Source organism: Salinicola sp. DM10 (assembly GCF_017306975.2).
In the GTDB taxonomy this organism is placed as follows: Bacteria; Pseudomonadota; Gammaproteobacteria; order Pseudomonadales; family Halomonadaceae; genus Salinicola.
In genome coordinates this window covers 276,626-288,866 of sequence record NZ_JAFLEN020000002.1, presented here as the reverse complement: position 1 = coordinate 288,866, position 12,241 = coordinate 276,626, and the positions used below count along the sequence as shown (strand labels likewise).

General features: G+C 65.8%; 8 protein-coding genes. 4 read left to right on the top strand and 4 right to left on the bottom strand.

Going from position 1 to position 12,241, the window contains the following annotated elements:
- The first annotated feature begins 11 nt into the window (after nt 1-11).
- Nucleotides 12-1,568: an FGGY-family carbohydrate kinase gene (locus J0A90_RS10005; RefSeq protein WP_207034948.1), complete on the top strand. Its 1,557-nt coding sequence runs from the start codon at nt 12-14 to the stop codon at nt 1,566-1,568.
- A 36-nt stretch (nt 1,569-1,604) separates the two neighbouring features.
- Here J0A90_RS10005 and J0A90_RS10000 read toward each other — a convergent pair whose 3' ends face one another.
- The 3 genes from J0A90_RS10000 to J0A90_RS09990 all read right to left on the bottom strand — a co-directional run bounded on the left by J0A90_RS10000 (nt 1,605) and on the right by J0A90_RS09990 (nt 4,968).
- On the bottom strand, nt 1,605-2,195 hold the full coding sequence (locus J0A90_RS10000; protein WP_207034950.1) for a DNA-3-methyladenine glycosylase I: 591 nt from the start codon (nt 2,193-2,195) through the stop codon (nt 1,605-1,607).
- A gap of 156 nt (nt 2,196-2,351) precedes the next feature.
- Nucleotides 2,352-3,545 carry a formaldehyde dehydrogenase, glutathione-independent gene (fdhA, locus tag J0A90_RS09995; protein WP_207034952.1) on the bottom strand — a complete coding sequence of 398 codons (1,194 nt, stop codon included), beginning with the start codon at nt 3,543-3,545 and terminating at the stop codon, nt 2,352-2,354.
- A gap of 316 nt (nt 3,546-3,861) precedes the next feature.
- A complete protein-coding gene (locus J0A90_RS09990; protein ID WP_207034954.1) occupies nt 3,862-4,968 on the bottom strand; it encodes a hybrid-cluster NAD(P)-dependent oxidoreductase in 1,107 nt (368 codons plus the stop codon).
- Nucleotides 4,969-5,326: 358 nt separating this feature from the next.
- Here J0A90_RS09990 and J0A90_RS09985 point away from each other — a divergent pair, with 358 nt between their 5' ends.
- A complete protein-coding gene (locus J0A90_RS09985; protein ID WP_207034956.1) occupies nt 5,327-6,616 on the top strand; it encodes an aromatic ring-hydroxylating dioxygenase subunit alpha in 1,290 nt (429 codons plus the stop codon).
- Between the two features lie 125 nt (nt 6,617-6,741).
- On the opposite strand, the gene J0A90_RS09980 is transcribed toward J0A90_RS09985, so the two are convergent.
- Complete coding sequence (locus tag J0A90_RS09980) at nt 6,742-8,844, bottom strand: TonB-dependent siderophore receptor (protein WP_207034958.1); 2,103 nt, start codon at nt 8,842-8,844, stop codon at nt 6,742-6,744.
- A 444-nt stretch (nt 8,845-9,288) separates the two neighbouring features.
- On the opposite strand from J0A90_RS09980, the gene J0A90_RS09975 reads away from it, so the two are divergent.
- On the top strand, nt 9,289-10,188 hold the full coding sequence (locus tag J0A90_RS09975) for an ABC transporter substrate-binding protein (RefSeq protein WP_207034960.1): 900 nt from the start codon (nt 9,289-9,291) through the stop codon (nt 10,186-10,188).
- Complete coding sequence (gene fhuB / locus J0A90_RS09970; RefSeq protein ID WP_233076674.1) at nt 10,185-12,218, top strand: Fe(3+)-hydroxamate ABC transporter permease FhuB; 2,034 nt, start codon at nt 10,185-10,187, stop codon at nt 12,216-12,218. The genes J0A90_RS09975 and fhuB overlap by 4 nt, the downstream gene beginning before the upstream one ends.
- The last annotated feature ends 23 nt before the right edge of the window (nt 12,219-12,241 follow it).

Genomic DNA, 12,241 nt, shown 5'->3' with positions numbered 1-12,241 from the left:
ACAGGCCAACCATGACCGAGACACACTATTCACTGGGCGTCGACATCGGCACCGGAAGCGCCCGCGCCGGGGTCTTCGATGATCGCGGCGAGCTGCTGGGCGAGGCGAAGGCGCCAATCGCCATGCATCGCCCGCAAGAGCATCACGTCGAGCAGAGCACCCGCGATATCTGGCGAGCCATCTGCGACGCCACCCGCCGCGCAGTCGACGCGGCGGGTATCGAGCCGGCCCGGGTCAAGAGCCTATCCGTGAGCGCGACCTGCTCGCTGGTGCTGCTCGATCGCCAGCATCGGCCGCTGGCGCTTTCGACCGGCGACGAGGGCTGGAACATCATCGTCTGGATGGATCACCGGGCCACGGCGGAAGCCGAACTCTGCACCGCGACCGGTGCCGCCCCGCTGGCCAATCTCGGCGGCGTGATGTCGCCGGAGATGCAGATCCCCAAGCTGATGTGGCTCAAGCGCAATCGACCAGCGTTGTACGACAGCATCGGCTACGCCGGTGACCTCGGCGACTGGCTGGGCTACCACTGCACCGGCATCGATCGCCGCTCGGTCTGCACCCTGGCCTGCAAGTGGACCTTCGACCCACGGCCGAACCGCGGCTGGGACCGCGACTTCCTCGCCCAGGTCGACATGACGGACGTGCTCGAGCGCGCCGCACTACCCGCCAGCGCCGCCGCCGTGGGCGAACCGTTGGGGCCGCTGAGCGAGACCGCCGCGGCGGAGCTCGGGCTCACCACCGACTGTCTGTTTGCCGTGGGCATGATCGACGCCTACGCCGGCGCCATGGGCACGCTGGGGCGCAGCCTCGACGCGCATTCGGCACATCGGTTGGCTGTCATCGCTGGCACCTCGACCTGTCATATCGGTGCCCAGCCGGAACGTCGCGAAGTCCCCGGCGTATGGGGTCCCTATCCGGGAGCACTGTGCGACGGATTCGTCGCCAACGAAGGTGGCCAGAGCCTGACCGGCGCCCTGCTGGACCATATCGTCGCCCTGTTCAGCGCGGGTAGCGACTTCGGCGACGATCCCCACGGCGCCCTCTCGGCACTGCTACTGGAGCGCCTGGCAGAGGGCGATCCGGCACCGGAGCTGCATGTTCGCCCGGACTTCATCGGCAATCGTTCGCCGCTGGCCGACCCCGAGCTTCGTGGCGCCATCGACGGTCTTACGCTGGAATCGCCGCGAGAAACCTTCATCAAGGTCTACTGGGCCGCGGCGACAGCGCTGGTCTACGGTACACGCGCCATCATCGAGCGCATGAATGCCAACGGCTACGCCATCGACACGCTCCACCTCAGCGGCGGCCACAACCGCTCCCCGCTGCTGCGCAAGCTCTACGCCGATGGCACGGGCTGTCGGGTGGTACTGTCGGAAGCACCAGAACCCGTGCTGCTGGGGGCCGCAATCATCGCCATGGCCGCCCGACGACACGAGAACCCGCTTGCCGTGGCCCGTTCACTCGCACCCGGCGAGGACCTGCTCGAACCCGACGCGGCGGCACGCGACCTGCACGACAAACGCTATGCCGCGTTCCGCCAGCTGTTCGATGGGCGCCTGGACTGAGCGCGACGCGCGCAGCCCACGCCAGGCATCCGACGTTCAGCCCATGGCCGCCACGGGCTTGCGGCGATGGCAAGCCTCGGCGTGGTCGTTGACCATGCCGACGGCCTGCATCCAGGCATAGACGATCACCGGCCCGACGAACTTGAAGCCGCGCTTCTTGAGCGCCTTGGAGATATCGACAGAGAGCGGCGTCTGGGTCGGCACCGAACCGTCGCTGCCGATAGAGTCCTGGATCGGACGGCCGCCGACCATACCCCACAGGAAGTCGGCGAAATCCTCGCCGCTGTCACGCATGGCGAGATAGGCGCGGGCGTTGCCGATGGTCGCCTCGATCTTGGATCGCGAGCGCACGATGCCAGCGTTACCGAGCAGGCGCTCGACGTCGGTTTCGTCGTAGCCGGCGATACGCTCGGGGTCGAAGCCCTCGAACGCCTCGCGGAAGGCGTCGCGCTTCTTGAGGATGGTGAGCCAGGAGAGCCCGGCCTGGAAGCCGTCGAGAATCAGCTTCTCCCACAGCGCCCGGCTGTCGTACTCGGGGACGCCCCACTCGGCATCGTGGTAGGCGGCATTCAGCGGGTGTGTCTGCGCCCAGGCGCAGCGCGGAAGATCGGGGTCGGGTACGGTCATGCTCGGCTCTCTGCGACGGATGGCGGTCGCTCTCGATTCTGCCGCCCGAAGCGGCCAAAACCAAATGCAGAACGCAAAACGGCCGGAAGCGCCCGCAGGCGCTTCCGGCACGTCACACTCGCCCTGGTATCGGGCGGGGTCGGTCAGGCCTCGGGATCAGCCGAGGGTCCCGTGGGGGTCGATCACGAACTTCTTGGCCGCCCCGCCATCGAAGGCGGCGTAGCCCTTGGGCGCGTCGTCGAGCGAGATGGTCTGGACGTTGACCGCCTTGCCGATATGCACGCGCTCGTGAAGGATCGCCTGCATCAGCTGACGCTGATATCGCATTGCCGGGGTCTGGCCGGTGTGGAACGACATCGCCTTGGCCCAGCCCAGCCCGAACTTCATCGAGATGTTGCCGTGCTTGGCGTCTTCGCTCTCAGCACCCGGGTCTTCGGTCACGTAGAGCCCCGGAATACCCACGGCACCGCCGGCCTGGGTGATCTCCATGGTCGCGTTGAGCACCGTCGCCGGCTGCTCGTGGGCGTGGTTGTGGCCGTGGCAGTTGGCTTCGAAGCCCACCGCATCGACCGCGCAATCCACCTCCGGCACGCCTAGCACCGACTCGATCAGGTCGGACATGCTGGCGTCCTGCTTGAGGTCGAGCCCTTCACAGCCGAAGCTGCGCGCCTGCTCGAGGCGCTGATCGTTCATGTCGCCGACGATCACGCAGGCCGCGCCCAGCAGCTGCGCCGAGACCGCCGCCGCCAGGCCCACCGGGCCCGCGCCGGCGATATAGACGGTCGAGCCGGGCTTGACGCCAGCGGTGACACAGCCGTGGAAGCCGGTGGGGAAGATGTCGGAGAGCATGGTCAGATCGAGGATCTTCTCCAGCGCCTGCTCCTTGTCCGGGAACACCAGCAGCTGGAAGTCGGCGTAGGGCACCATCACGTACTCGGCCTGCCCGCCGACCCAGCCGCCCATGTCGACATAGCCGTAGGCGCCGCCGGCGCGGTCGCCGTTGACGTTGAGACAGATATGGGTGTCGCCGCGTTTGCAGTTGCGGCAGCGGCCGCAGGCGACGTTGAAGGGCACCGAAACGACATCGCCGACCTTGATGAACTCGACGTCACGTCCGCACTCGATCACCTCGCCGGTGATCTCGTGACCCAGTACCAGGCCTTCCGGCGCGGTTGTACGGCCGCGGACCATGTGCTGGTCGCTGCCGCAGATATTGGTGGTCAGAACCTTGAGGATGACACCGTGCTGGCACTGACGGCTGCCCAGTGCGAGTTCCGGGAACGCGATGTTCTCGACGGCGACTTTACCGGGGCCGCGATAGACGACGCCGCGATTGGCGGGTGAAGACATGACGTGAACTCCTGTGGCTGGTCTCTGGCTGCCGTCGCGTCCGACCGTCTGGCGGGGCGGATCCGGAACAACAGGCCGCAGTCAGCGTAAGAGTCCCCGCCCCGGGGGAGATGTCTCGTTGCGCCACCGGGTGACGCAACGACGACAGTGGTGATGTCTAAAGGTCTTAGGCTTTGCCTGACGGCTAACCGTCAGGACCTGGCACCAGGGCATGGAGAGACCGGAGGTGGGTGCTGCGCGAGCAGCGATCACCTGGCAGCGATCACCTGGCAAGAAGCGATCCGCCCCGACCTGCAGGCCGGGGCGGGAGCGGCGCTCAGTAGTCGATGACCACCTTGCCCTTGGGCTTGGAGCAGCAGGAGAGGATGTAACCCTCGGCTTCGTCCTCCTCGGTAATCCCGCCGTTGTGCTCCATTTCCACCTCCCCTTCGAGTTTCATCACCCGGCAGGTGCCGCAGATCCCCATACCGCAAGCCTTGGGAATGTGCAGCCCCAGCTTGGCGGCGGCGGCGTGGATGGTTTCGCTCTCGCCGATACGGATGCTCTTGCCGCTGCTGGCGAACTCCACCGGCGTCAGATCGGCGACATCGACCTCTTCGGCCTCTGCCTCGGCCTGCTCGGCCAGCTCGATGACATCTTCCTGGACACCCAGCGGCGTGGCCCCGAACGACTCCTGGTGGTAGTGGGACATGTCGAAGCCGTCTTCCAGCAGCACCTGACGCACCGCCTGCATGAACGGCGCCGGGCCGCAGCAGAAGATTTCGCGCTCGAGATAGTCCGGCGCCATCAGGCTCAGCATCTGCCGCGACAGATAGCCACGGAAACCGGCCCAGGCCTGGCTCAGCTCGTCGCTGCGCTCGCACACGATATGCAGGCGGAACTCCGGCAGCCGCGAGAACATGTGCACCAGCTCGCGGTGATAGATGATGTCGTTGGGCGCCTGCGAGCAGTGCACGAACTCCAGATCCACCGCGGCATTGGTATCGAAGAACCAGCGCGTCATCGACATCAGCGGGGTGATGCCGACCCCACCGGAGAGCATCAGCACCTTGTCCGCCGGGTGGTCGATGACGTTGAAGTCGCCCACCGGGCCGTGCACGACCATTTCGTCACCGGCGCCGAGGTTGTCATGCAGCCAGTTGGAGACCTGCCCGCCCGGTAAGCGCTTGACCGTGATCGAGAAGCTGTAGGGGATCGAGGGCGAGCTCGAAATGGTGTAGGAACGCATGACCTGCTTGCCCGCGATTTCAAGCTCCAGGGTGACGAACTGCCCCGGCTTGAAGAAGAACATTACCGGCTGATCGGCCATGAAGCAGAAAGTCTTGACGTTCCACGTTTCCTGGATGACTTTGACGCAGCGAACCTGGTGGCGGCCGTTGGTCCAAGTCTGAGTTGTGACCGGATTGAAAAATTGCATCGTCATGGCACTCGATCAGGGGAAGCGGCCACAGCGCCCACTTCCGGTGGGTTACCTCATGGCGGGATTCTGGGCACGCCGGCCGGGTACGACTTTCCCGTCAACGACACGGGCATGCCAGCCACCCCCAACCCGGTCACTCTTTCGTCGATTTGGCCGCTGTATCGCGCCCCGGGGAAAACACCACCGGTCGTCCTGGTATCGACGAATGTCGCGGCTGGACAACTTCCAAGCTATCGCCTGAGCGACACTCCGCCGAACGGATCGAATCGCTACAGACTAGCCACGCGCCGCCACACCCAGGTCGATCCCGCCGATGGGCTCGGGAAAGACCCACAATATATCGTTTGATGAGGATGCGACCATGTCACCACTTCCACGCGACAGCCTGGATGACGCTCTCAGTGCGACCCGCAAGGCCGTGGCGGATATGCTGGAACAGCGTAACCCGACCTATTCGTTGCCCCAACCCTTCTACAACGACCCGCGCCTGTTCCAGGTCGATATGGAAGAGATCTTCGAGAAGCAGTGGCTGTTCGCCGGCATGAGCTGCGAGATTCCCGCCAAGGGCAACTACTTCAAGCTCGAAGTGGGCAGCAACTCGATCATCATTCTGCGCGGCGCCGAGAACAAGATTCACGCCTTCCACAACGTCTGCCGTCACCGCGGCTCGCGCCTGTGTCTCAAGGACAAGGGCAAGGTGGCCAAGCTGGTCTGCCCCTACCACCAGTGGACCTACGAACTCGACGGCCGCCTGCTGTTCGCCGGCAGCGATATGGGCGACGACTTCGACATGAGCGCCTTCGGCCTCAAGCCGGTGGCAGTGAAGAGCGCCGGCGGTTTCGTGTTCATCAACCTGAGCGAGAACCCCGAGCCGATCGACGACTTCCTGGTCTCGCTCGAGCACTACCTCTCGCCCTATGACATGGACAACGTCAAGGTCGCGGTGGAGTCCAACATCGTCGAGCGCTGCAACTGGAAACTGGTGATCGAGAACAATCGCGAGTGCTACCACTGCAGCGGTTCTCACCCGGAGCTGCTCAACTCGCTGATCGAGTTCGACGACACCGACGACCCGCGCTCCACCGGCGAGTACCGCGATCTGGTCGCGCGCAAGCAGGCCGACTGGACCGCCTGCGAGGTGCCCTGGCAACTGGCGCGCTTCGGCAAGCGCAACCGCCTGACGCGCACGCCGCTGCTCGACGGCATCGTCTCGATGACCCTGGATGGCAAGCCCGGCTGCAACAAGCTGATGGGCAACATCCCCAATGCCGACATGGGCTCGCTGCGCATCCTGCATCTGCCCAATTCGTGGAACCACTTCATGGGTGACCACGCGGTGGTCTTCCGTGTCCTGCCGCTGGGCCCTCAGGAGACCCTGGTCACCACCAAGTGGCTGGTGCACAAGGATGCCGTGGAAGGTGTCGACTACGACCCGGCGCGCCTGCGCCAGGTGTGGGATGCCACCAACGAGCAGGATCGCCGTCTGGCGGAAGAGAACCAGCTCGGTATCAACTCGCTGGCCTATCAGCCCGGCCCCTACTCGCAGACCTATGAGTTCGGCGTCATCGACTTCGTCAACTGGTACAGCGAAACCATGCGCGAGAATCTCGGCGTACAAGCCTCGACCCCGCTGCAGGTGGCTTCACAGTAGCGCCATGGCGCTCAGCGCGACTCGCTGACGACATATCCATGGCGCCAGACCCATGACGCCAGCTCCATGAAAAAGGCGCCTCCCGAGGGAGGCGCCTTTTCATTGATGGTAACGCTATCCGCTGGCTAGAACTCCACCGTCGCCGAGAGCTTGAAAGTACGTGGTTCGCCTTGAATCAGATAGCCGGCGAATGCCGTGGATGCACCCGCCCAGTAGTCCTCGTCGGTGACGTTGTCGATGCCGGCACGCCATACCCAGTCGGCACCACCGATTGGCGTGGTGTAGCGCACGCCCAGGTCCAGTCGCGTCCACGGGTCCAGTTCGAGATCGTTGCTGGCATCGGCGTACTGCGTCCCGGTATGAATGACACGACCGGTCGCGGTAAGGCGGTCGACATGCGGGATATCCCACTCGCTGCCCAGCACGACGCGGTACTCGGGCACGCCGGTCGCATGATTGCCTTCGGTGCCATCCTGGGTCTTGGTCAGCTCGGCATCGATCCAGGTCGCGCTGCTGAACAGACGCAGACCTTCGAGGGGTTCGCCGTAAAGGCTGAGCTCAAGGCCACGATTGCGCTGCTCGTTATCCAGACTGCCGACACCATCGACCACCGCGGCCGTCGGTAGCTCGATCTGAAACAGGCTGATACCGCCGCCGATGTTGCCATAATCGAACTTGCTGCCCACTTCATACTGCTTGGCGTGGGCGATGCCCAGGTACTCGCCATAGTTCGAGGCGCTGGTATCGCTGACGGTGCCACCATCCTGTAGCGCCTCGACATAGTTGGCATAGAGCGACACGTTGGAAGTCGCCTTGAACACGACACCCACTGCAGGCGTGACTCGGCGGTCGGCATAACGGTTGTTACCACCGGCGTTGGGACGCTCGTCGACTTCCAGCTCCTGATAACGCGCCCCCAGGGTCAGCAAGACGCGATCATTCAGGAAACCCAGCGTATCGCTCAGGGTGACACCTTGAGAGCGGGTACGTGTCACACTGCCACCCACAAAAGGATCTCCCTGCGGCCGCGACAGATCCTGCGGGTCGTAGATATTGGTCGTACCCGCCGCCAGGAAGCTCCAGTCGGAATCGAACTTGCGGTAGGCACTGGAGTAGCCAAGAGTCACATCGTGGCTCACCGGGCCGGTGAGGACATAACCGCGGACACCCGCCTGACTGGCGAAGTTATCGATGTGGTTGCCGGTCTCGAAATCGTTGACGCTGGCGTTGCCGTTGTCATCGGTCAATCTCGGGTTCGCCGAGACGATATTCTCGATGGTGCGGTTCCCGCCGACCGCGGCAAAGGCGGTCCAGTCGTCGTTCAGGTCGTACTCCCCGCGCACCATGCCGAAATTGGTTTCGAGCGCGGAGCCACCGAAGGCGGGCGTGTAGTTCGAGGAGGCATCCGGCACCGCAGGCACTTCCGTCGCCGCCCCGGTATAGATGCTGGAGCGCGCGCCCTCCAGCGTCGACTTCTGGTGGCCGACATCGAACAGCACGCGTCCCCGCTCACCGCGATAGTCGAGGCCGACGACGACCGAGGTATCGCGCTGGCTCTCGTCATCGATGGCGGTATCGCCGCGGCCACGCGTGGCACTGACCCGCGCGCCCCACTGCTTCTGGTCACCGAAGCGCCGGCTCGCATCGACCCCCACCTCACCGTAGCTGTCTGAACGATAGCCGCTGGAAAGCTTGAGCATCGGTTCGTCACCGGCGTGCTTGGGTTCGATATTGACGGTACCGCCGATACCACCGTTGCCCCCGATGGGAATACCCGAGGTGAAGGCGCTGGCGCCCTTGAAGACTTCGATACGCTCGGCGATATCGGTGTTGATGAGCTGACGCGGGAGCACGCCGTAGAGCCCGCCGTAGGCCACGTCGTCGCCGGTCAGATTGAAGCCGCGGATCTTGAAGGCTTCGCCGTAGATGCCGTACCCCTGACCCACGCTCACGGAGGCGTCGTTCTGCAGCGTATCGCCCAGAGTTTGCGACTGCTGATTCTCGATCAGCTCGCTGGTATAGCTGGTGACGCTGAAAGGAATGTCCATCGCATCCTTTTCACCCAGCAGGCCGACACGCCCTCCCGCGGCGATCTGGCCGCCGGCAAAAGCCGGCGGCGGCGTATCGCCATAGGTCGGCACCGTGCCAGTGACGGTCACGGTATCCAGCGACGATGCATCCGCCGCGCTCTGCGCCCAGGCCGGTGTCACCAGGGGCGCACTCCCCATGGCAACGATCGTCAGCACATGACGAGCCTGAAGCCGGCTCGTCGAAGAAGAGTTCCCTGATGACATGGTCTAGTCCCCTAGTCCCGCTGTTTTGATGAATCGTTCTGATGAATAGCTCTTATGAATCGTGCTGGTGAATCGTTTTGAGGAGCCGCTTTGACGAATCGTCTTGGTGATTCGGCGCGAGGCACGGCCGCTCGTCGAGCGCCGGAATCGAACGTATGCGCCACGTCCGGCCATTCTAGACCGCTTTACGATGGATGAAAATGCGAATGCTTCTTAGAAGTACTCATGACAATCTCCTGTGTAACGATTGATAACGATTGTCATTCGATCTACCATCACTCGCGGTCGCCGGCCCCGGCAGACGGCCCCCAAGACGCCCATGCCGCTACGCGAGGCCGGGCATCCCGCGCTCGAATCCCGCTGTCAGGAATCATCACGTTGCCGCGAGTTCGCCCTTCACGCCCAGCCGTCGTCACCCGAATCGCGCTGCTGGTGGGCGTGTGGCTGCTGCTGACGGCCGCCGCCCAGGCCGCCGCCACGCCGCGCATCGCCGCCGCCAACTGGTCCTCCGCCGAAACGCTGATCGCGCTCGGCGTCACCCCCTACGCGGTGGCTGACATCGCCAACTATCGCAAGTGGGTCAGCGCCCCGGCGATACCGGCAGAGACGATCGACATGGGCCTGCGCAACCAGCCCAATCTCGAACTGCTGGCCCAGCGCCCGCCGGATCTGCTGCTGACCAGTGCCCTGTTCGTACGCGACGGCCAGCGCCTCGCACGGCTGATGCCGGTGGAGATCGTGGACAATTTCTATACCGGCAAGGACTACTTCGCCGGCACCTGCGCCATGACCCGTCGTATCGGCGAACTGGTGGGGCGAGAGACGGCGGCCGAGGCGTTGATCGCACGCACCGAGCTCGAGCTCGCGTCGGCCGCCAAGGCGCTCGCCGATAGCACCCGGCCGGTCTACGTGGTGCAGTTCGCCGATGCCCAGCACGTGCGCGTCTTCGGCGCCGGCAACATGGTCGGCACGCTGTTCGAGCGCACCCCGCTCACCAACGCCTGGCAGGGGCCGACCAACGGCTGGGGCTTCGCCAGCGTGCCGATCACCCGTCTGGCCGAGCACCCCGAGGCGCGCATCGTGGTGATCAAACCCTATCCGCGCAACGTCGCCGCTGAACTCGCCGATAACCGTGTGTGGCAGCTGTTGCCCGCGGTGCGTGCCGGCCGCGTCAGCGAGATCGAGCCGGTATGGACATTCGGCGGCCTACCCTCGCTGTCGCGCCTGGCGAGTGAGCTGGTGGCGGCGCTGCAGCCCGCGGCGGCGAAGCAGCCATGAACACACATCACCTGCCAGGCTCGGCCCTGCGCCGCTCGCTGCTGCGCCAATCCCCGCTGGGGCTGGTGGCAGCCATGGGCGTGCTCGCCGCCGTGCTCGGCTATCTCACCCTGGCGTCACAGTTCGGCGATCTCGCCGGTCACTGGTGGCAGGCAGCGATCTCTCCCGACGACGGGAATATCCGCCAGGTAGTGCTCCACTACACCTTTCTGCCGCGCCTGTGCGTGGCGCTCCTGGGCGGCGCCGGGCTGGCGCTGGCGGGCTGTCTGATGCAGCAGGTGCTGCGCAATCCGCTCGCCTCGCCGGCCACCCTGGGGGTGACCAGCGGGGCCCAACTGGCGCTGGTGATCGCCACCCTGTGGGGGCCGAGCTGGCTGCTGGCGGGGCGTGAGTGGATCGCGCTGGGCGGCGGGGTGCTGGCCACCCTGGTAGTGCTGGCGCTCTCCTGGCGCCGGCGGCTGGCGCCGATGGTGGTGGTGCTCTCCGGCATGGTGGTGAGTCTCTACATCAGCGCTCTCAACAGCGCACTGCTGCTGTTCCATCAGGAGAGTCTGGCCGGGCTGTTCATCTGGGGCTCGGGATCGCTGTCCCAGAACAACTGGGAGGACACCCGCTTCCTGCTCGCGCGCCTGATCGTCGCACTGGGGCTGGCGTGTGTTCTTCTGCGCCCGCTGGCGCTGCTCGATCTCGAAGAAGAAGGCGCCAAGAGCCTGGGGATCTCGCTGCGCAACCTGCGTATCGCCGGGCTCGGGCTGGGTATCTTCATCACCGCCTGCGTGGTCAGTGCGGTCGGCTTGATCGGCTTCGTCGGGCTCGCCGCGCCGGCCATCGCGCGCCTGGCAGGCGCGCGGACCCTGGGCCAGCGGCTGGGCTGGTCGATGGCGATCGGCGCCCTGCTGCTGCTGCTGACCGACCTGGTGGTGCAGCAGCTCTCGCCGTTGACCGCCTCGATGCTGCCCACGGGCGCGATGACCGCGGCCCTCGGCGCGCCGCTGCTGCTGTGGCTGCTGCCCCGCCTCAAGCTCGCCGGCACGCGTCCCCTGCCGAGCGCCGGGCTGGTCCTGCCGCGACGCACCGACCCGCACCGCCGGCTGTGGCTGCTGGGGGCGTTGGCGCTCCTCGCCGTGGTGGTGGCACTGGGCTTCGGCTTCCGCCTCGATGCCCACGGCGCCCATCCGGCCTGGGCCGGCTGGGGCCAGCTCGACCTGGTGATCGACTGGCGCCTGCCGCGGGTCGTCACCGCCGCCGCCGCTGGGCTGCTGCTGGCCGCCGCCGGCACCCTGCTGCAGCGCATGACCGGCAACCCCATGGCAAGCCCGGAGGTGTTGGGGATAAGCGCCGGGGTGGCCATCGGGGTCATCGCACTGATGCTGCTGCCGCTGGGGATCGCGCCGCTGAGCGGCGGGGTCACCGGCTTCGCCGGCGCGGTGGCCGCGCTGCTGGTGCTGGTGGCGTGCAACCGCCGCAGCGGCTTCGTGCCGGAGCGACTGCTGCTGACCGGGATCGCGATCACCGCCCTGCTGGATGCCCTGCGCGCCATCGTACTGTCGAGCAATGACCCGCGGGCCCAGCAGCTGCTGGCGTGGCTGGGTGGTTCGACCTACTACGCCAGCCTCACCTCGGCGGGGGTGATCGCCGTCGTGGCACTGGTGCTGTTCGCACTCACCCTGCCGCTGGGGCGCTGGCTGACGCTACTTCCGCTAGGCGCCCCCACCGCCAGGGCGCTGGGCGTGGATGTCGATCGCAGCCGGCTGGTACTGCTGGCGCTGGTGGCGCTGCTCACCGTCGCCGCCACCCTGGTGGTGGGGCCGCTCTCGTTCATCGGCCTGCTGGCACCGCACATGGCGCGGCTGATGGGCCTGCATCGGGCCCGCCATCAGCTGCTCGGGGCGGGACTACTGGGCATCGTGGTGATGGTGCTGGCGGACTGGCTGGGGCGCAATCTGTTCTTCCCCTACCAGCTACCGGCGGGGTTGATCGCGGCGCTGATCGGGGGGATGTATTTTATGTGGGGCTTGCGCAAGATTTGAGCGGCCGCGGTGCCCGGCACGGG

Coding starts and splice junctions, on each gene's coding strand:
- J0A90_RS10005 (WP_207034948.1), top strand. CDS start 12: ATGACCGAGACACACTATTCACTGGGCGTCGACATCGGCACCGGAAGC.
- J0A90_RS10000 (WP_207034950.1), bottom strand. CDS start 2,195: ATGACCGTACCCGACCCCGATCTTCCGCGCTGCGCCTGGGCGCAGACA.
- fdhA (WP_207034952.1), bottom strand. CDS start 3,545: ATGTCTTCACCCGCCAATCGCGGCGTCGTCTATCGCGGCCCCGGTAAA.
- J0A90_RS09990 (WP_207034954.1), bottom strand. CDS start 4,968: ATGACGATGCAATTTTTCAATCCGGTCACAACTCAGACTTGGACCAAC.
- J0A90_RS09985 (WP_207034956.1), top strand. CDS start 5,327: ATGTCACCACTTCCACGCGACAGCCTGGATGACGCTCTCAGTGCGACC.
- J0A90_RS09980 (WP_207034958.1), bottom strand. CDS start 8,844: ATGGGGAGTGCGCCCCTGGTGACACCGGCCTGGGCGCAGAGCGCGGCG.
- fhuB (WP_233076674.1), top strand. CDS start 10,185: ATGAACACACATCACCTGCCAGGCTCGGCCCTGCGCCGCTCGCTGCTG.